General features: G+C 66.6%; 17 protein-coding genes and 1 tRNA gene. 12 read left to right on the forward strand and 6 right to left on the reverse strand.

Annotated elements, in window-relative coordinates; all coding sequences use genetic code 11:
• Nucleotides 1-6 precede the first annotated feature (6 nt).
• Nucleotides 7-462, reverse strand: a complete 456-nt coding sequence (locus AAFG50_RS00370) for an SRPBCC family protein (protein ID WP_011083400.1) — start codon at nt 460-462, stop codon at nt 7-9.
• A gap of 123 nt (nt 463-585) precedes the next feature.
• Here AAFG50_RS00370 and AAFG50_RS00375 point away from each other — a divergent pair, with 123 nt between their 5' ends.
• Nucleotides 586-1,665 carry an adenylate/guanylate cyclase domain-containing protein gene (locus AAFG50_RS00375; protein WP_028174951.1) on the forward strand — a complete coding sequence of 360 codons (1,080 nt, stop codon included), beginning with the start codon at nt 586-588 and terminating at the stop codon, nt 1,663-1,665.
• Nucleotides 1,666-1,691: 26 nt separating this feature from the next.
• Here the strand turns inward: AAFG50_RS00375 and AAFG50_RS00380 are convergent, their stop codons facing one another.
• From AAFG50_RS00380 to tsaD, 3 genes are all read right to left on the reverse strand, one after another.
• Nucleotides 1,692-2,105, reverse strand: coding sequence for an EVE domain-containing protein (locus tag AAFG50_RS00380; protein ID WP_028174950.1), 414 nt, complete (start codon nt 2,103-2,105; stop codon nt 1,692-1,694).
• Between the two features lie 151 nt (nt 2,106-2,256).
• Nucleotides 2,257-3,237 carry an NAD(P)H-dependent glycerol-3-phosphate dehydrogenase gene (locus tag AAFG50_RS00385; RefSeq protein ID WP_028174949.1) on the reverse strand — a complete coding sequence of 327 codons (981 nt, stop codon included), beginning with the start codon at nt 3,235-3,237 and terminating at the stop codon, nt 2,257-2,259.
• Between the two features lie 188 nt (nt 3,238-3,425).
• Complete coding sequence (gene tsaD / locus AAFG50_RS00390; RefSeq protein ID WP_028174948.1) at nt 3,426-4,499, reverse strand: tRNA (adenosine(37)-N6)-threonylcarbamoyltransferase complex transferase subunit TsaD; 1,074 nt, start codon at nt 4,497-4,499, stop codon at nt 3,426-3,428.
• 151 nt (nt 4,500-4,650) lie between these two features.
• Here tsaD and AAFG50_RS00395 point away from each other — a divergent pair, with 151 nt between their 5' ends.
• The 5 genes from AAFG50_RS00395 (at nt 4,651) to AAFG50_RS00415 (ending at nt 9,202) form a co-directional block, all read left to right on the forward strand.
• Entirely contained in the window at nt 4,651-5,397 is a 747-nt protein-coding gene (locus AAFG50_RS00395; protein ID WP_011083395.1) for a uroporphyrinogen-III synthase, read from the forward strand.
• An 89-nt stretch (nt 5,398-5,486) separates the two neighbouring features.
• Complete coding sequence (locus AAFG50_RS00400) at nt 5,487-6,698, forward strand: hypothetical protein (protein ID WP_028174947.1); 1,212 nt, start codon at nt 5,487-5,489, stop codon at nt 6,696-6,698.
• 36 nt (nt 6,699-6,734) lie between these two features.
• Entirely contained in the window at nt 6,735-8,489 is a 1,755-nt protein-coding gene (locus AAFG50_RS00405) for a heme biosynthesis HemY N-terminal domain-containing protein (RefSeq protein WP_028174946.1), read from the forward strand.
• A 99-nt stretch (nt 8,490-8,588) separates the two neighbouring features.
• Nucleotides 8,589-8,664 (forward strand) — tRNA-Thr (locus AAFG50_RS00410).
• Between the two features lie 169 nt (nt 8,665-8,833).
• Complete coding sequence (locus AAFG50_RS00415) at nt 8,834-9,202, forward strand: hypothetical protein (RefSeq protein ID WP_028174945.1); 369 nt, start codon at nt 8,834-8,836, stop codon at nt 9,200-9,202.
• A gap of 162 nt (nt 9,203-9,364) precedes the next feature.
• Here the strand turns inward: AAFG50_RS00415 and AAFG50_RS00420 are convergent, their stop codons facing one another.
• On the reverse strand, nt 9,365-10,420 hold the full coding sequence (locus AAFG50_RS00420) for a polysaccharide deacetylase family protein (protein WP_028174944.1): 1,056 nt from the start codon (nt 10,418-10,420) through the stop codon (nt 9,365-9,367).
• A 254-nt stretch (nt 10,421-10,674) separates the two neighbouring features.
• Between AAFG50_RS00420 and AAFG50_RS00425 the strand changes: the two genes are divergently transcribed.
• Nucleotides 10,675-10,968 carry a hypothetical protein gene (locus AAFG50_RS00425; protein WP_028174943.1) on the forward strand — a complete coding sequence of 98 codons (294 nt, stop codon included), beginning with the start codon at nt 10,675-10,677 and terminating at the stop codon, nt 10,966-10,968.
• Between the two features lie 165 nt (nt 10,969-11,133).
• Complete coding sequence (locus AAFG50_RS00430; protein WP_028174942.1) at nt 11,134-11,349, forward strand: hypothetical protein; 216 nt, start codon at nt 11,134-11,136, stop codon at nt 11,347-11,349.
• A 155-nt stretch (nt 11,350-11,504) separates the two neighbouring features.
• On the opposite strand, the gene AAFG50_RS00435 is transcribed toward AAFG50_RS00430, so the two are convergent.
• On the reverse strand, nt 11,505-13,193 hold the full coding sequence (locus AAFG50_RS00435) for an MFS transporter (RefSeq protein ID WP_011083388.1): 1,689 nt from the start codon (nt 13,191-13,193) through the stop codon (nt 11,505-11,507).
• Between the two features lie 137 nt (nt 13,194-13,330).
• On the opposite strand from AAFG50_RS00435, the gene AAFG50_RS00440 reads away from it, so the two are divergent.
• The 4 genes from AAFG50_RS00440 (at nt 13,331) to AAFG50_RS00455 (ending at nt 18,407) form a co-directional block, all read left to right on the forward strand.
• Nucleotides 13,331-14,701: a hydrolase gene (locus AAFG50_RS00440; protein WP_028174941.1), complete on the forward strand. Its 1,371-nt coding sequence runs from the start codon at nt 13,331-13,333 to the stop codon at nt 14,699-14,701.
• A gap of 34 nt (nt 14,702-14,735) precedes the next feature.
• Nucleotides 14,736-16,103 (forward strand): cytochrome P450, encoded by a 1,368-nt coding sequence (locus AAFG50_RS00445; protein WP_028174940.1) that lies wholly within the window; start codon nt 14,736-14,738, stop codon nt 16,101-16,103.
• 50 nt (nt 16,104-16,153) lie between these two features.
• Complete coding sequence (locus AAFG50_RS00450; RefSeq protein ID WP_011083385.1) at nt 16,154-17,563, forward strand: adenylate/guanylate cyclase domain-containing protein; 1,410 nt, start codon at nt 16,154-16,156, stop codon at nt 17,561-17,563.
• 355 nt (nt 17,564-17,918) lie between these two features.
• Complete coding sequence (locus AAFG50_RS00455; protein WP_011083384.1) at nt 17,919-18,407, forward strand: TerB family tellurite resistance protein; 489 nt, start codon at nt 17,919-17,921, stop codon at nt 18,405-18,407.
• Nucleotides 18,408-18,435: the final 28 nt, after the last annotated feature.

Raw genomic sequence — 18,435 nt, forward strand, 5'->3', positions numbered from 1 at the left:
CAAGAGCTACGACTTGGTCGAGACGCCGTTATCCGGACCGGGATCGTTGCCCGCGGCTGCGGTGGTGAGTCGTTCCAGATAGTGCGCCCAACCCTTCGCGTGTGCGGCGGCCTGTTCCTCGGTCGGCAGCCCGCTATGGGTCATGCGCAGCAGCGTGCCGCCGTCGCGCTCGATCAGGTCGATCTCGATCAGGCTCGATCCGGGTGGTACTTCCTGGCCGCCCTCCCAGCCAAACGTGTAGGCCAGACGATGCACCGGCACGACCTCGCGGAAGGCGCCGCGGGCGGCGGCGCCGCGCGGGCCGATACCCTTGAGCAGATAGAGCCCGCCGGGATGCGGTTCCGTCGTCGCGTCGGAACCCATCCAGCTCAAGATCTTCTCGGGATCGGTCAAATAGGCGAAGACGGTGGCACGCGGGGCTGCGATCTGGGTCTCGCGTCGCACTATGAACGGTTCGGTCATCGGCGATCATCCCTCGTCTTGCCTTGAGCTGCCCTTGGGCTGCCCTCGGGACATGGCGGCGGCCCTGCGCTCCGTCAAGGATTGCCCGTGACAAAGACGGGCCTGCTTCGTCATCATCGGGCCATGCACCTCGCCCCGACCCTCGCCTGGCTCGTCGATGCCGCCTCCGATAGTCAGGGGGCCGATCGCCTGCTTGCGGACCTCGGCGCGCATCTGGTCGCCGACGGCGTGCCGCTTGCGGCAGGCGCCCTGACGCTGGAGGTGCCGCACCCGCTGATCGCGAAGCGGACCTGGCTGTGGCGCGCCGGGACCGGCGCGGTAATCGAAGCGCTCGGCTTTGCACCAGGCGGATTGGCGCCCGACCCGCCCAACGATGCCGGTCGCCGGTGGCTCCGCGGCATTGCGGACGGCGAGGTGCACGAAGACATCGTCGGTCGGCCCGATGGACCGGTGCTCGGCTGGATCGGGCCGCGTCCGTTCACGGCGGATGAAATCGAACAACTGCGCCAGGCTGCGCGATTTGCCGCGACGCCCCTTGCCGTGCTCGCCGCGCGCGCCACGTTGCGGGCGACGCTGGATGCCTATCTCGGCAAACGCAGCGCGGAACGGGTGCTGGCGGCACCGCTGCGGCGCGATCTCGGCGAAACCATTCAGGCCGCGCTACTCTATGCGGACTTGCGCAATTTCACGATCCTGTCGGAAACCACGCCGCCGGCCCAGGTGATCGCGGCGCTCGACGCCTGGTTCGACCGCATCGCCGGTGCCGTTCACGCCTTTGGCGGCGAGGTGCTGAAATTCATCGGCGACGGCGTGCTCGCGATCTTTCCGGTGGTCGAGGCATCACCGCGCCGCGCCTGCGATGCGGCCTTGCGCGCCGCAGGCGCGGCCCGGGCGGGGATGGCCCACCTCAACGACGAGCGCCGCAACCAGGGCCTGCCGCCGCTCTCGTTTGGCGCGGCGCTCCATCTCGGCGAGATGCTGTGGGGCAATATCGGCGCCGCCAACCGCCTCGATTTCACGGCGATCGGTCCCGCCGTCAATCTCGCCAGCCGGCTCGAGGGATTGTGCAAGCCGCTTCGCGAGACCGTGCTGGTGTCGGGCGCGCTCGCCGCCGAGACGGACATGCCACTGGTCGCGCTAGGATCGCATCCGCTGCGCGGCATTGCTGCGCCATGCGAGGTCTTTGCGCTGCCGGAGACGTAAGTCGGACAGCGTAGATGGGATAACTCCTACATCCCGCCCATCTTGCAGACGAGCTTCCACTCCTCGGCCGTCACCGGCTGCACCGACAGGCGCGAATATTTCACCAGCGCCATGTCGGCGAGCTTCTTCTCGGCCTTGATCGCGGCCATCGTCACCGGGGTCTTCAAGGGCTTGTCGGCCTTGATGTCGACGCAGACGAATTTTTCGGTCTTGTCGGTCGGATCAGGATAGGCCTCCTTGACGATCTCCGCGATGCCGACGATCTCCTTGCCCTCGTTGGAATGATAGAAGAACGCCTTGTCGCCCTTCTTCATGGCGACGAGATTCTGGCGCGCGGTGTAATTGCGCACCCCCGTCCAGGCTTCGCCCTTGGCGCCCTTCGCCACCTGCTGGTCCCAGGACCACACCGACGGTTCGGATTTCACCAGCCAGTAGTTCATCGCGCGCCCTATCCGTTCGTCATGGCCGGGCATAGCCGTCCGAAGGACGGCGTCGCTTTCGCTCGCCTATGCCCGACCATCCACGTCTCTGCTTCCGTGTTCAATACCAAGACGTCGATGCCCGCGACAAGCGCGGGCATGACGGAAGATGTCATTCTTCTGCCTTGAACGGCCGCGTCAGCAGCCCCTCGATCGCTGCGTCGATCGTCAATTTGTTGTCGAGGATGGCAGCGACGGCCTGCGAGACCGGCATGTCGACGTTCCGTGCGGCCGCGAGCTCGACCAGCACCGGCGCGGTGAATGCGCCTTCCGCAAGCTTGCCCGCCGGCGCCGCCTCGCCGCGGCCGAGCGCAATGCCGAGCGCGAAATTGCGCGATTGCGCGGTTGAACAACTCAGGAGCAGGTCGCCAAGGCCGGAGAGGCCCGAGAGCGTTTCCGGGCGCGCGCCGCAGGCGCGGCCGAGCCGTGCCAGCTCGCTGAAGCCGCGCGTGGTCAGCGCGGCGAGCGCGGAGGCCCCGAGGTTGCGGCCGACCACGATGCCGGCAGCGATCGCCAGCACGTTCTTGGCGGCGCCACCGATCTCGACGCCGCGGACGTCGGTGGAGTGATAGGGCCGGAACGTCGGCGAGCCCAACGCCTGCACGAGGCTGCTGGCCAGCTCTTCCTCCTTCGCCGCCAGCGTCACCGCCGTCGGCAGGCCGCGCGCGACGTCGTCGGCAAAGCTCGGGCCCGACAGGATCGCCGGCTGCGCGTGCAGCGCGGCTTCAGCGATCACCTCGGTCATGAATTTATGGGTGCCGTGCTCGATGCCCTTGGCACAGGCGACGACCGGTGTCGGTCTTGCGATGTGCGAGGCCAGCATGTTGACGGCGCCGCGCAGATGCTGCGCCGGCGTTGCGATCAGCAGCATGTCCGCGCGCGCGGCGAGCGCCAGCTCGCTCGTCACGACGATTTCCGGCGCAAGCCGCACGCCGGGCAGCCGCGGATTGTCGCGGGTCGACGCGATGCGCGTCGCATGCTCGGCATTGCGCGCCCAGAGCGTGACGCTCCGCCCGGCCCGCGCTGCCACCATCGCCAGCGCCGTGCCCCAGGCGCCCGCTCCGATCACCGCAACGGAGTGGAACGCGGTCATCGCTCGCTCCCTCCGCTCCCTCTCCCCGCTTGCGGGGAGAGGGTTGGGGTGAGGGGGAGTCTCCGCAAGGGAGGTGGCAGCTGGATTCGCGGAGAGTCCCCCTCACCCGGATTGCATCTACGATGCAATCCGACCTCTCCCCGCAAGCGGGGCGAGGTGAAGTGGAGCTCGTGGAGACGCCTCTCCATTTAGAATCCCGCTCGCGTCTTGCCGTAGCCCGCGGGCGCGGTCGCATTCGCGTCGAGCAGCCAGCGGGCGCGGGGCTGGGCTTCCATCGTGTCGGTCATTCCCAGCGCGAGGCGCTCGGCGCCGGCCCAGGCGATCATCGCGCCGTTGTCGGTGCAGAGCGCAGGCGGCGGCATGATCAGTTGCGTCTTGGCCTGCCGAGCGACGTCATGCAGCGCGCCGCGGATCGCCTGATTGGCGGCGACGCCGCCGGCGGCCACGAGCGCGCGCGGCGCGCCGAACTGTTCGCGGAAAAGTCTCAAGCCGACATTCAGCCGGTCGGCCGTCGAATCCAGCACGGCGGCCTGGAAGCTTGCGCAGAGATCGCTGATGTCCTGCGGCGTGATCTCGGCGATCCGGCTCGCTTCGTTGCGCACCGCGGTCTTCAATCCCGACAGGGAGAAGTTGGCGTCCGGCCTGCCCTGCATCGGCCGCGGAAAGGCGAAGCGCGCGGCATCGCCGCCGGCCGCCGCGCGCTCGACCTGCGGGCCACCGGGATAGGGCAGGCCCAGCATCTTCGCGACCTTGTCGAAGGCTTCGCCGATGGCGTCGTCGACGGTGGTGCCGAGCCGCACATATTGGCCGACGCCGGTGACCGCGACGATCTGGGTGTGGCCGCCGGAGGCGAGGAACAGGCAGTACGGGAATTCGATTCCGTCGGTCAGCCGCGGCGTCAGCGCATGCGCCTCCAGATGGTTCACCGCGACCAGCGGCGTGTCGTGCACCAAAGCGATCGCCTTCGCGGTGGTGAGCCCGACGATGACACCGCCGATCAGGCCCGGTCCCGCGGCCGCCGCGACGCCATTGAGCTGGGCGAAGCCGATGCCGGCCTCGCGCATGGCGCGGTCGATGATGCCGTCGAGCAGGTCGACATGCGCGCGGGCGGCAATCTCCGGCACCACGCCGCCGAACGGGGCATGCTCATCGACCTGCGACCGCACGATGTTGGACAGGATCTTGCCGCTGCCGTCAGGCGCGCGCTCGATCACGGCCGCGGCGGTCTCGTCGCAGGTGGTTTCGATGCCCAATACCAGCATTGGCGAATTGTTATCCAATTTGCGCCCTTGCGCTCATCCGGAAAGCAGAGTTCTGGTACGTCCGGTAGCATTCCGGGGTCGGCTTGCGCAATCGTCACGCGCGGCCGTCTTTGCGAATGCGTCACCGTCACGCGGTTCGGGAACACGAGCGATGTCCATTCTTGTCACACGACCGCATCCCGACAATGAGGCGACGGCGGACAATTTGCGCGCGCGGGGACACGTGGTGCTGCTCGCGCCGGTGCTCAAATTCGAGCCGGTCGCTTTCCACGACGAGAGCGAGGCGAACTATAGCGCCATCATCGTCACATCGGCCAATGCGATCCGTGCCGTCGCGCCGCAATTGCAGGATCTCGGCCTGTTGAAGCTGCCGCTGTTCGCGGTCGGCGAGCACACCGCGACTGCCGCGCGAGACGCCGGCTTTGCCGAGGTGATTATCGCCGGCGGCGATTCCGCGGCCCTGCGCGACACGGTCGTCCGGAGTGCGCGCGACAAGGTGCTGAAAAAGAAAAGCACGCTGCTTTATCTCGCCGGCGCGGATCTGTCGCGCGATCTCGGCGGCGAACTCGGCACCGAAGGCTTCAACGTGGTGACGCAGACCACCTATCGCATGGCGCCGGTCAAGGTTCTCCCGCGCGATGTCTGCGAGGGTTTTGCCGCGCATGGGATCGAGGCGGTGCTTCATTACTCCCGGCGCAGCGCGCGAGCCTTCCTGGATGCAGCGCGGGACGAAGGCGTCGAAATCTCGGCGCTGGCGATCCCGCAATGCTGCCTGTCCGAGACGGTCGCAAGCGTGCTGCGCGATGCCGGTGCGTCGCAGGTTCTGGTGGCCGCGAAACCGGACGAAAATGCCTTATTTGACACCTTGGAGCGTGCTTTGCAGACCCGTTTGGCGTAAGAGGTCGGGCCGAATCCGACGCGATCGGGTCTGCCCAAGATCTGCGCCAGGGATCTGTGCAAGGTATGGAAGTGTGAGGAACCGTCACGATGGCCGACGACAAGCCTGAAGACGCAGGATTGGCCCCGGAGTCCGGTCGTGCCAAGCGCCCCCCGCCGACCATCGACCTCGAGGCGACCGATGTCTCGACCCAGCCGCAGGAGGCGGCGGGCGAGCCCGAGGCTCCGCCGGTGAGCGAGCACACCGAGCCCGAGCAGGCAAAATCCGAGCAGGCTGACGCCGAGCCGGAGCGCGCCGAGGCGCAGGCCGCGGTTGCGCCCGCTCCCGCGTCGCCTCCGGTTTCGCCCTGGGTCATTGCACCGCTCTCCGGTGCGGTGGCGGCGGCCGTCGTGATCGCGGTCGGCTGGATGCTGGGCTGGCCCGCCGTGCAGGCGCCGCCTGCCGCGCCACAAGTGACGAGCGCGACGGTCGATGCTCTGGGCGGTCGCGTTGCCGCGGTTGAAGCCAAGGCCGGCAAGCCCGCCGCCGATCCGGCCATGGTGGCGCGGATCGATGCGCTGGAAAAATCCGTGGGCAGCCTGCGCAGCGACATCGCCAATCTGCGCGCACAGTCCGACAAGACCGCGAGCGCACTGAACGACGCGAAATCTGCGCCGGGCGCCGCTTCGCCTGATCTTGCCGCGCTCAACGACCGCATCGCGCAGCTCGAGCGCGCCGGCAAGACGGAGCGGGCCGAGCTTGCGCAGCAGGGCGAGAAGATCGCCGACGCCAGGACGATGGACGACAAGCCGCTGCGCCATGTGGTGGCGGCGGCCCTGCTCGACGTCGCCGTGCGCCATGGCGATCCCTATGAGGCGCAGCTCGCCGCGGCGCGGTCGCTGGCGGCCAAGCCCGAGATGCTGAAGCCACTCGACACCTTTGCATCGTCGGGCATCCCGACCCCCGTCGCGCTGAGCCGCGAGCTCCTCAACATCGTGTCAAAGCTGTCGCCGCCGGCGGATGCCCAGTCCAGCGGCGGCGGCATCGTCGAGCGCCTCCAGGCCGGAGCGTCAAAGCTCGTCCGCATCGAACGGACCGACGGGGTCGGCAATGATCGCGGCGCCATCGTGGCGCGGGTGACGGCTGCTGCGCTCCGCAATGATTTCGTCGAGGCGCGGCGCGAGTTGAAGACGCTGCCCGATGCCGATCGCGCGCCGGCGCAGGCCTGGCTCGACAAGGCCAATGCCCGCGATGCCGCGCTCGCCGCCTCCCGCAAATTCGCCGACGATGCCATGGCGGATCTCGTCAAGCCTGCTCAATAAAGCTTCGCGCAACAATCAGCGCGTATAGGGATCGCCATGCTTCGCATCGTCCTTTTCCTCGTCTTGATTGCGCTGGCGGCGGCCGGCGCGGCCTGGGTTGCCGATCAGCCCGGCGATCTCGTCCTGACGGCGGGCGGCTTCCGCGCCTCAACGACGTTGCCCAGATTCGTGTTCTTGCTTGGCCTCTTTGCCGCGGCAGTCGTGCTGGTCTGGAGCATCCTGACGACGATCTGGCGGACGCCGGGGCGTTTGCGCCGCCGCAGTCACGAAAAGCGCCACGCGCGCGGCCGCCACGCCATCACCCACGGCCTGCTCGCGATCGGCCATGGCGATACCGCGCTCGCCCGCCGTCATGCCGAGACGGCGCGGCGGCATGCGCCGAACGATCCGCTCGCGCTTCTCTTGCATGCGCAGTCGGCGCAGCTCGAAGGCAATCGCGACGAGGCGCAGCGCGCCTTCCGTGCCATGGCCGAGCGCGAGGATACGCGGCTGCTCGGCCTGCGCGGCCTGTTCATCGAGGCGCAGCGCGCCGACGATGCGGTCGGCGCCGTCATGATCGCGGAGGAAGCGATCAAGCTGTCGCCGTCGTCGACCTGGGCCTCGCATGCGGTGCTCGGCTTCCGCTGCGCGCGCGGCGACTGGAGCGGCGCGCTGGCGATCCTCGATTCGAACCTGTCCGCGGGCCTGATCGACAAGCCGGCCTATCGTCGCCAGCGCGGCGTGCTGCTCACCGCACGTGCGCTGGAATTGCAAACGATGGATCGCGACGTCGCACGCGAGAGCGTGATGGAGGCGATCAAGCTTGCACCGACCCTGGTGCCGGCCGCCGTGCTCGCCGCAAAATTCGAGAGCGAGGCGCATCAGGTGCGCCGCGCCATGAAGCTGGTCGAGGCCGCCTGGCTCGCCAATCCGCATCCGGATCTCGCCGAGGCCTATGCACATGTGAAGCTCGGCGATTCCGCGCGGCAGCGCTTGCAGCGGGTCGAGACGCTTGCGGCCAAGACGCCTGCCGACAAGGCCGGCCATGTTGAAGGCCAGCTCGCGCTCGCACGCGCCGCGATCGATGCCTCCGAATTCAGCCGCGCACGCGCGGTGCTGGCGCCTTATGTCAACGATCCGACCCAGCGGGTCGCACTGCTGATGGCGGAGATCGAGCGCACCGAGCACGGCGACGGCGGCCGCGCCCGCGCCTGGACCTTGCGCGCGGTGCGTGCGCGCCACGATCCGGCCTGGACCGCCGACGGCTATGTCAGCGATCGCTGGCGCCCGGTTTCCCCGGTCACCGGCCGCCTCGACGCCTTCCAGTGGCAGACGCCGGTCGCGAGCCTTCCTTCCGACAAGGGCGACTTGATCGAATCCTCGGCCTTCGAGGAAGCCATGCTGGCGGCCCCGCCGCCGAAACGGGTGACGGCGCCTGCGAATGACACCCTGATGGAACCGGCTCCGGCTGCATCGGTCCCGGCGGAGCAGGACAATTCACCTCCGGTGGCCAAGGAAGAGCCGAAGGAAGAGCCAAAGGCAGAGCCTGCGATGACATCTGCGGAGCCGGTCAGACCGGCCCCCGAGCCGGCCGAATCATCGCCGGCGGCGGCAACGCCGGTGTTCCGGACCCGCGCCGACCTCGGCAAGCCCGCACCTGTCCCGATCCCCGCCGTCATCCCGATCGTCCGCGCCCCGGATGATCCCGGGATCGATGACGAGGGCCCGAGCGATGAATTTACGGAACAAATCGGCACGCCCAAGGCCCAGGCCGGCGGCTGGCGCGGATTCTGGTCCCGCTGGGGCGCCTAAGCCGCATTTCGCACCCGGCTTGTTCTTGCCAATTCGGGCCATGCCCGATATCAGGAGCGCGCGTATCGGGACCGGCATCGTCCGAGCCCGGCAGGGTTCGCCGCAATAGCTCAGTCGGTAGAGCACGTCATTCGTAATGACGGGGTCGGGGGTTCGAATCCCTCTTGCGGCACCAGCGCCCCGAATTCATCCTGTTATCACAGACAAGCGTCTTAACCGGCGCATCCAGCCGGCATGAGCGTGCGCGGGTTCAAGATCGTTCGGTCGCCTGCGTGATCGCGATCACATAATGTCGCGTGTCTCTCCCGTAGCGTCCCGGTCACGCCAACGCGGGGAGATTTCACATGCGCAAGATCATTCTGCTGGCCGCCATGGTCCTGGCTTCAGCATCTGCTCAGGCGGCCGGTCCACGCAGCCTCTCGCTGGCCACGGCGAGCGAACAGGCCTCGGCGCCGCAAGCGACGGCGACAATCGCCGTGACGACGCAAGTGAGTGAAGCCGCACCCGTCACCGAACCTCCGAAATATGTCGACCGTCCGCCGGCGATCTCGGCGCCTGCGCCTGCCGCGGCACCCGCCGTAACCACGACGACTTCAGCGCCCGCCGCGACCGCAACGAAGACCACGGCGAAAGTCAACAAGCCGAAGCACAAGCGTACCTGGACCGAAGGCCGCATCATCAGCGAGCTGCATCGCCACGGCATCTATTGGTAAGCGGTCTTTGCGCCCCACCCTCGCCGTCACGCCTCAGGCAAACGCGAGGCGCGTGTTCGCGCCAGATGTCCCGGGCATCCACGTCTTCGGAGTGGCCCAAGAACGTTGATGGCCGGGACAAGCCCGGCCATCACGCAAGAGTTTTCGATCTGGTCGAACGCGTTACTGCGAAACCGTCTGCACCACGCTTCCGATCGGACGCGCGCTCGAGGTCGGCACCTTCAGGTCCTTCAGCAGCGCCTCGTCATATTCCGGCAGCGTCTGGAAGGTGGTCTTGGCCTTCATCTGCACGATCTTGTAGCCGCCGGCCTTGAGCCGCGCGAGCAGCGCCGGCATGGCTTCGCCGGTGTGCTTCTGGAAGTCGTGCATCAGGATGATGCCCTTGCCGAGCTTGTCGAGCCTGCCCATCACGGTCTCGACGATCTTCTCCGGCGTGGCGCCCTTCCTGAAGTCGAAGGAATCGATGTCGGTCGAGAACATCGCGACGTTGCGGGTGCCGAAATAGCTCACCATCGCCGGATTGTGCTGAAGCTGCGGGAAGCGGAAGAACGGCGCGGGATTGGTGCCGAGCGCGAACCTCACTGCGCTGAAGCCCTTCTCGACCTCGTCCTTGACCTGTTGCTCCGTCATCTTTTTGCTGTTCAGGTTGACATGCGACCAGGTGTGCGTGCCGACCGTGTGGCCCTGGGCCAGAACCTGGCGCAGGATCTCCGGGTGGTAGGTCGCGTGCTTGCCGACCGAGAAGAACAGGCCCTTGGTGCATTCATCCGCGAGCGCCTTCAGCACTGCGGGCGTGTTGACCGGCCACGGACCGTCGTCGAAGGTCAGCACGACCTCCTTGTCGGTGAGGAAATCGAACTGCTTGAAGTGCTCGAAGCCGAAGCCGGGACCGCCGGTGGTGTCGATCTCGACCACGCGGGCGACGCCGAGGGCGTTTGGATTGGCGCAGGCCTGCTTCGGTTGAACTGGCGCGACCGGGGCGGGCGCAGGCGCGGATGCCTGGGCAACGGCCGTCGGCTTCGCCGCGATCGCCGCGGTGGTCGCGACGTCGTCCTTGGCGGCGATTTTCGCCTGTGCCGGCAACGGGTCGGCGGCACGGGCGGCAACTGTCTTGGGGGCGCCCGGATCGGCGCTCGCGGAATAATAAAACCAACCGCCGGCGGCGATCACGACCGCCGCAACTACACTGGCCAGCATCAGGCCCAACGCATTACGCATCGCTACTCTTTCCAATTACGCAACCAAACCTGCGGAATTTCCCGCGCGACGAGCCATTAATGCGAAGGAACAGTTAACGTGACACCAACACGACGGCGTTTGCGCCGGATTTTCAGCGAGGTGCGCCAATGTGACCGATGTCACAGTTGGGGTGCGCCCCGTGACCGTCATCACAGTGGAAACTGTTTTGCTAGAGCATCGTAGTTCCCATCAACAACGGGCTCCGCTTGCAGCGGCGCCAATGGGAGCTTCAAATGACCAAGTCGTTTACGGCCAAGCTGTGCGACACCAGCCTGGCTCTGGGCTTCGCCGCCATCGTCTCGATCGTCTCGACGACTTCGAGCTTCGCCTTCTCGGCCGAGGCGCAGCAGCAGTGCACCGGCGATGCCTTCCGCCTGTGCTCGTCGGAGATCCCCAACATCCCGAAGATCACCGCGTGCATGATGAAGCATCGCTCGGATCTGAGCGCCGGCTGCCGCGCAGTGATGGACAAGGACCTCGCCAAGGGCGCCTCACGCAAGGTCGCTGACGCTCAGGGCAACCAGTAAGAGCACACAGCGATCGTTGCGTCGGTTAGCTCCCCTCGCGTTGTGCCCCGGCGTCAAGCCGGGGCCACGCTGTGGCGCGATGCAGCCTGTCAATAAAGCCGTTGCGGCTCCGGGATCGTCGCACTAGCTTCGCCCGCACATCTTCCGGGTAAGAGGCATTACGCGATGACCAGATTTCTTTTGATCGTTCCTTTTCTTCTGTGCGCATCTGGCGCCTCCGCGCAACAGCAGCCCGGACACGACGCCTGCGCGCGCGACGTCACGCGCTTCTGCCGCCCCGTGATGAACAATGGCGACCAGGCTGTGCTCGCCTGCCTGAAGCAGAACCGCACGCGGCTGAGCAAGGGCTGCGACAAGGTGCTGACGGAGCACGGGCAGTAAACGTGATTGTCGTCCCGGCGAAGGCCGGGACCCATACCGCGTGATCTATCGATAGAGCGCGACTAGCTGTACAGGACTCGGTCGCAACTCCGAATCTTCGCCAAACTTTTGCCTGTGGTTATGGGTCCCGGCCTTCGCCGGGACGACGGCAGAACCTACGTGCTGCTGCCCGCCGCGGTCGCGACCACGGGCAGCACCTCGCTTGCTCCCTGGTCCGGCGTCTCTTCCTTCCAGCGCACCGAGCCGAACGGACGCTCCAGCATGCGGCGGACGCGCACCGGCTCGGGGCCGATGTGGAAATCGATCGCCTGCTGATGCAGCGCGCGTTCGGATAGGGTCGAGCGGTTGCGCTGGCGAAGATAGTCGAACCAGGTCGGGCAGTGATAGCGCTCGGTCCACAATTCGGGGTCGGCGATGTCGCGCGCGATCGACCAGCCATAGGCGCCGTTGCGCTGCCTCGAGAGCTGCACGTCCTGCATCACATTGTGGAAGGCGCGCGCGTTCTCCTGAGACACCCGGTATTCGATCTCGACCACCAGCGGTCCGCTGCGGCCGGTGAGCGACAGCCTGACTTCGGGATCGGCCAGCACCTCGGCGTCCTCGTTGCGGGCGCCGACGCGCGGCATCGTGAGCCAGATCCCGAGCAGCGGTGAGATCAGCATCAGGCCTGCCGCGACCAGAAGCGCGACCTCGACGCCGGCATAGTCGGTGAGATGGCCCCAGCCCCAGGCGCCGATCGCGATGCCGCCGGAGATCGAGGCCTGGAACGCTGCCAGCGACCGGCCTGCGACCCAGCGCGGTGCCGAGAGCTGCACGCCGATATTGAACAGCGCGACGGCGGCCATCCAGACCGCGCCGGCCAGCACCAGCGCGGTCGCCGTCAGCACCGGTTCTGTGCTCACGGCAAGGGCGGCCATCGCAAAGGCCATCGAGATGGTGCAGGCGCGGATCGCGGACTCGCCGCTCATGCGCTTGCGCAATTCGTGGATGTTGAGCGCGCCGATGACCGCGCCCATGCCGAAGGCGCCGAGCATGATGCCGTAGGTCTGCGCGCCGCCATGCAAGAGGTCGCGCGCGACCAGCGGCATCAGCGCCATGATGGCGCCGCCGATCAGGCCCATCACCAGCGTGCGCAGCAGGACGATCTTGATCGGCGGCGAATTGGTGATGTAGCGGAAGCCCGAAACCATGGCGCGGTTGAGCTTCTCGCGGGGCAGGCGCGAGGGCTCGGTGCTGCGCCGCCACAGCAGCAGCACGACCAGCAGCGGCAGATAGAGGATCGCGTTGCAGGCAAACGCCGCCACCGCGCCGAGCGCGGCGACGATGACGCCGCCGACCGCGGGACCGAAGCTGCGCGCGATGTTGTAGCTGATGCCGTTCAGCGCGACGGCCGACGGCAGTGCTTCGGGCGGCACCTGCTCGCTGACCGAGGATTGCCAGGCCGGGCCGAACAGCGCGTTGCCGCTGCCCACGACGAAGCAGAAGGCGAGCAGCGCTTCCGGCGTGATCAGCTTGAGCCCGGCCAGGATCGTGAGCGCAGTCGCGCCGGTCAGCGCGATCATGAGCGAGACCAGGGTGACGATGCGGCGGTCATACATGTCGGCGATGGCGCCCGCCGGCATCGAGATCAGCATGATCGGCAGCATCAGCGCGGTCTGCACCAGCGCCACCTTGTCGGCCGAGGCCGCCATCTGCGTCATCGCCCAGGCGGCGCCGACGCCCTGGATCAGCAGGCCGAGATTGGAGAGCAGGCTGGCGAGCCAGATGCGCCGGAACACGGTGTATCGCAGCGGCGCGGCGATGCCGTCGGCTGCGATTCTCTGACGGTTCGGCTGCTCGGTCATATCCCCTTCCATATGGGCTGGCAGAAGTGGTCCTGGCGATTCCGGCGGATTCAGTGATGCCCGCGAAAGTCCTTCGCTGTCCAGTGGTTAGGACGCTATAAGCGGTGCAAAGAGGCGGTTTTGCCGGGGAGGAACAGATGAAGCTGTCGCGACGGACGATCCTGCAAGGTGCCGGCACATTGCCTTTTGCGCTTGCGAGCGTCCGGATGGATGCTTTCGCTCAAACCGCGCCCGCGGCGCAGGGCGCCGAGGTGCCGCCGATCCTGTTCGTCCACGGCAATGGCGACTACGACGCGCTCTGGATGACCACGATGTGGCGGATGGAATCCAATGGCATCGCGCGCGATCGCATGCTGGCGATCAACTTCACCGATCCCAATGCGCGGAGCGACGACACGGTCGAGCAGGCGAACCGCTCCTCGACCGAGGACCAGCGCCGTGAGCTCGCCGCCGCCATCGCCGAGCTGAAGCGCCGTACCGGCGCACCTCGCGTGGCGCTGGTCGGCAGCTCGCGCGGCGGCTATGCGATCCGCAATGTCGTCAGGAACGGCGGTGTGGCTGACGTCAGCCACGCTGTCCTGTGCGGCACGCCCAATCACGGCGTGTTCACGAGCGACGACCAGCCCAACAACGAGTTCAACGGCCGCGGCGTTTTCCTGCGCGGGTTGAACGGGGGCGAGAGCGAGGTGACGCCGGGCACGGCTTTCCTCACCTTGCGCAGCGATGGCATGGACAAATACGCGCAAGCCGACGGCCGCTTCATCGGCAAGCCCGGCACGCCGACCGGTGTCACCGCCGAGGGGCCGGAGCTGCGGGGGGCCACCAATCTCGTGCTCGGTGCGCTCGATCATCGCGAGGTGGCGTTTCACCCGCGCGCGTTCCGCGAGATCTACAAGTTCATCGCCGGCCGCGAGCCCGCGCGCATCGCGATCGTGCCGGAACCGAGCGTCAGGCTGAGTGGCCTCGTCACGGGAACGCCGGGCGGCGTGTCCACCAATCGGCCGGTGGCGGGCGCAACCGTCGATATCTTCCGCGTCGATCCGGATACCGGTGAGCGCAACGGCAATGCCGTGCACAGCGCGAAGACCGGTGCTGACGGCCGCTGGGGGCCAGCGCAGGTCGAACCCTCCTGGCCGCTCGAATTCGTCCTCGCGTCGCCGGATGCGCCGACCACGCATATCTATCGCTCGCCCTTCCCGCGCTCGTCCGACGTCGTCCACCTGCGTGCCGCGCGCCCGCTCGGGCCGGCGGACAAGGATGCCGGCGCAGTCGTGATCATGTCACGTCCGCGCGGCTATTTCGGCCTGCCGCGGGACGTGGTTCTGCTCGACGGCAAGGAGCCGGCCGACGTCAAACCGGGCGTACCCACGGATGCGACAGCAACATTGCGGCTTCCGGCCGGCGAGATCGGGCGTAACATCGTGGCCCAGTTCGGCGAAGAACGGATCGTGGCACGCCTCTGGCCTGCCGCCGAGAACAGGATTGCGGTTGCCGAGCTGACTTACTAGCTATTTGCCTGCGTCACATCTGCGGGAGAGAGCCATGAACATCGCCAGCGTGCGGCGGCCCATCATCCCCCCGACGCCGCCGCGTGCCCCCGACGACATGTCGTTCCTCGGACGGGTCGCTGTGATCAGGCAGAACATGATCGCAACCTGGGGACAGCGCGCCTATGAGGAAGACGTTCTCGAGGGCCGCTTCTTCCTCCATAAGAGCTTCATCCTGAACCGCCCGGACGCGATCCGGCATGTCCTGCTCAGCAATTACGAGAACTACACGCGCACGCCGGCCGGCATTCGCATGCTGCGTCCCGTGCTCGGCGAAGGCCTCCTGATTGCGGAAGGTCATGCCTGGACGTTTCAGCGCCGCACGCTTGCGCCGGCCTTCACGCCGCGCGCCACCGCAAATCTCGTTCCGCACATGACGGCGGTGCTCGACGAGACCATCGCGAAGCTGGATGCGCGCAGCGGCGAGACCGTCGATCTGCGCGAGGCCATGCAGCGCATGACGCTCGAGATCGCCGGGCGCACGATGTTCTCGTTCGGCATGGACCGGCATGGCGCCACCTTGCGCAACTTCGTCGTGGAATATGGCGAGCGGCTGGGACGGCCCTATTTCCTCGACATGCTGCTGCCGGTGTCCTGGCCGAGCCCGATGGATTTTGCCCGCGCCCGTTTCCGCAAGCGCTGGACCGAATTCGTCGCGATGCTGATCGCCGAGCGGCGCGCCGCCGGGAAAAAGGACGGCGCGCCGCCGCGCGACCTGTTCGATCTCATGGACGAGGCGCGCGATCCTGAAACGGGCAAGGGCTTTTCGGACGAGCAGCTTATCGACGAAGTCGCGACCATGATTCTCGCCGGCCACGAGACCACGGCGACCGCGCTGTTCTGGGCGCTCTATCTGCTCGCGCTCGATCCTGATACGCAGGAGGAGGTGGCCTCCGAGACCCGCGGCGAACATCTCGACAGCATGGCCGACATCGATCGCCAGAAATTCACCCGCGCGGTGATCGAAGAAACCATGCGGCTCTATCCGCCCGCCTTCCTGATCGCGCGTGCCGCGCGCGAGAAGGACAATGCGGCCGGAATCGAGATCGGCAGGGGCGACATCATCATGATCGCGCCCTGGCTGCTGCACCGGCACGAAAAGCTGTGGGATCAGCCGAACGCGTTCGTTCCAAAGCGTTTCATGTCGACCGAAGCACCCGACCGTTTTGCCTATTTGCCGTTCGGCGCGGGTCCGCGCGTGTGCGTCGGCGCACCGTTTGCGCAAGCCGAATCCGTGCTGGCGCTGGCCCGGCTGATCGGTGCGTTTCGCGTCGAGCTGGTCGATACGGTTCCCGTGATCCCGCATGGCGTCGTCACGACCCAGCCGGACCGCTCACCCATGTTCCGAATCACGCGTCGGTGACAGGCGCTCGCCTGGCCGATGGCGTGATCCACCCTAGATAGAGTTACGCCATGAGCGACATCCAGGCCCAATTTTCCGTTCTGAAGCAGACCGCCGATCCGAAGGCGGTCGATGAGATTGCGCGCCTCATCGAGGACGGCGAGGATCACGAGCTCAACCGGGTCAATGTCCTCGATTTCGCCAGGCAGCATGGTGTCGACGAAGAGCGCGCGATCTCCGCCTTCCTGCATTCGGCGCGGCTCGGGCTATTCGATCTCGGCTGGAACGTGCTGTGTCCGGGCTGCGGCGGTGTGCTTGGCGCTCACGCGACGCTGAAGGCGCTCAAGCCCGACGACTATCACTGTGCGCTCTGTGCCTGCGGTTACAAGGCCTCCGTCGACGACCAGGTCGAGGTCTCCTTCACCGTGAACCCGCGCGTCCGGCGCATCGCGGCGCACGACCCGGATACGCTTCCGGTATGGGAGTATTTCAAGCAGGTGTTCTGGAGCTCCGGCGTCGACTTCAACAAGGAGTCGTTTGCGACGCTGGCCAACGAGGTCACACTGGATACGATGGAGCTGCCTGCCGGCGAGAAGGCGACCATGTCGCTGCAACTGCCGAACGACTTCATCATCATCTTCGAGCCGGTGACGCACGCCGCGCATTTCATCGACGTCCAGGGCGAGCCGACCAAGGACCGCCAGCAGCTCGCCATCATGTACAACAGGGTGCAGGCGCCGACGGGCACCACGACCATGCGGCCGGGTCCGCTGCGGCTGTCGCTGGAGAACCAGGCCGGCGTACGCGTGCTGCCGTCGGTGTTCATCGCGGCCGAGGCGCTTCATCACCTCATCGGCAAGCGCAAGCCGTTCCTCACCGCCAAGCGGATGCTGTCGAACCAGACGTTCCGCGATGTGTTCAAGGCGGACAATCTCAGTGTCGATCAGCGGCTCCAGATCACGTCCCTGACATTTCTGTTCACGGATCTGAAAGGATCGACCGCGCTCTACGAGCGGGTCGGCGATCTCGCCGCCTTCGATCTCGTGCGCGCGCATTTCCATGCGCTGCTCGAGATCATCTCCTCCGAGAAGGGCGCGGTGGTGAAGACCATCGGCGACGCCGTGATGGCGACCTTCGTCCGTCCCGAGCACGCGATCGTCGCGGGCCTGCGGATGCGTGCGGCGATGGACGTGCTCAACAAGCAGCGCGGCACCGCCGATCTCATCGTCAAGATCGGCATCCATGAAGGTCCGTGCCTCGCGGTGATGCTCAACGAGCGGCAGGATTATTTCGGCCAGACCGTCAACATCGCCGCGCGCGTGCAGAGCCTGTCGACCGCGCAGGAGATGCACATCACCGGGTCAGTGCTGGACGCGCCAGCCGTGGCGGAAGTGCTGAAGCAGCGTGAAATCAAGCCGATTCAGAAGCAGGCCGCATTGCGCGGCATCGCCGACAAGATGGTGGTGTACGAGATACCGTGAGCGCGCGGTGGCGGAGTCCGCGGGCTCCGTCATCTACGAGCGAAGCACCAAATCTCTCCAGCGTCGTCCTGGCGAAAGCCAGGACCCATACCGCGGTATCTATCGATTGCGGATGGTCGTAGTACCGTACGACAACCAGTCTTCGTCAAACTGCTCGCTGGGGTAATGGGTCCTGGCCTTCGCCAGGACGACTTAGGAGAGTCGATTTGGCCGCCCTTCAGAAATGACCGCCTTGAGATTGCCGAAACGTAATGCAGCGCGGGGAACTGACGCACGTTGCGCCGGTTGAGTTTCCCGCACATATAATGCTGGTAACGCCGCGCCCCCGCGGCGTCATCGTTTTCGGTAGGACCCCATGCTCGACGGCCTGCGTCAATTCATCGCCGACATTGTTGCTCCCCATGCCGGGGATCGCGCATTCGGCGACAGCGATTATCGGCTTGCGGCGACCGCGTTGCTGGTTCACGTGGTCTCGCTGGACGGCCAGCCGACGGCGACCGAGCAGCGCAAGCTGCACAGCCTGATCGAAAGCCATTTTGGGCTCGATCGCGGCACTGCCGATCGTTTGATCGCCGATGCGACCCAGGTCGAGGGTGAGGCGGTCGATCTCTATCACTTCACCAGCGTCATCATGCGCTCGCTCGACGAAGCGGGCCGCAAGCGCATCGTCCAGATGATGTGGGAGCTGGTCTATGCCGACGGCCAGGTCTCCGAGTTCGAGGACAACGTGGTCTGGCGCGCCTCCGACCTGCTCGGGATTTCCCAGCGCGACCGGATCGACCTGAAGCATGCCGTGGCGGACCGTGCCGGTAACCAGGTGAAGGACGGCGCCGTAGGCGGCTGATTTCGTCCAACACGGCGGATTGCCGGTT

Source organism: Bradyrhizobium sp. B039, assembly GCF_038965675.1.
GTDB lineage: Bacteria > Pseudomonadota > Alphaproteobacteria > Rhizobiales > Xanthobacteraceae > Bradyrhizobium > Bradyrhizobium diazoefficiens.

Coding starts and splice junctions, on each gene's coding strand:
- tsaD (WP_028174948.1), bottom strand. CDS start 4,499: ATGCTGGTATTGGGCATCGAAACCACCTGCGACGAGACCGCCGCGGCC.
- AAFG50_RS00395 (WP_011083395.1), top strand. CDS start 4,651: ATGTCCATTCTTGTCACACGACCGCATCCCGACAATGAGGCGACGGCG.
- AAFG50_RS00430 (WP_028174942.1), top strand. CDS start 11,134: ATGACCAGATTTCTTTTGATCGTTCCTTTTCTTCTGTGCGCATCTGGC.
- AAFG50_RS00425 (WP_028174943.1), top strand. CDS start 10,675: ATGACCAAGTCGTTTACGGCCAAGCTGTGCGACACCAGCCTGGCTCTG.
- AAFG50_RS00445 (WP_028174940.1), top strand. CDS start 14,736: ATGAACATCGCCAGCGTGCGGCGGCCCATCATCCCCCCGACGCCGCCG.
- AAFG50_RS00380 (WP_028174950.1), bottom strand. CDS start 2,105: ATGAACTACTGGCTGGTGAAATCCGAACCGTCGGTGTGGTCCTGGGAC.
- AAFG50_RS00405 (WP_028174946.1), top strand. CDS start 6,735: ATGCTTCGCATCGTCCTTTTCCTCGTCTTGATTGCGCTGGCGGCGGCC.
- AAFG50_RS00435 (WP_011083388.1), bottom strand. CDS start 13,193: ATGACCGAGCAGCCGAACCGTCAGAGAATCGCAGCCGACGGCATCGCC.
- AAFG50_RS00450 (WP_011083385.1), top strand. CDS start 16,154: ATGAGCGACATCCAGGCCCAATTTTCCGTTCTGAAGCAGACCGCCGAT.
- AAFG50_RS00415 (WP_028174945.1), top strand. CDS start 8,834: ATGCGCAAGATCATTCTGCTGGCCGCCATGGTCCTGGCTTCAGCATCT.
- AAFG50_RS00375 (WP_028174951.1), top strand. CDS start 586: ATGCACCTCGCCCCGACCCTCGCCTGGCTCGTCGATGCCGCCTCCGAT.
- AAFG50_RS00420 (WP_028174944.1), bottom strand. CDS start 10,420: ATGCGTAATGCGTTGGGCCTGATGCTGGCCAGTGTAGTTGCGGCGGTC.
- AAFG50_RS00440 (WP_028174941.1), top strand. CDS start 13,331: ATGAAGCTGTCGCGACGGACGATCCTGCAAGGTGCCGGCACATTGCCT.
- AAFG50_RS00370 (WP_011083400.1), bottom strand. CDS start 462: ATGACCGAACCGTTCATAGTGCGACGCGAGACCCAGATCGCAGCCCCG.
- AAFG50_RS00400 (WP_028174947.1), top strand. CDS start 5,487: ATGGCCGACGACAAGCCTGAAGACGCAGGATTGGCCCCGGAGTCCGGT.
- AAFG50_RS00385 (WP_028174949.1), bottom strand. CDS start 3,237: ATGACCGCGTTCCACTCCGTTGCGGTGATCGGAGCGGGCGCCTGGGGC.
- AAFG50_RS00455 (WP_011083384.1), top strand. CDS start 17,919: ATGCTCGACGGCCTGCGTCAATTCATCGCCGACATTGTTGCTCCCCAT.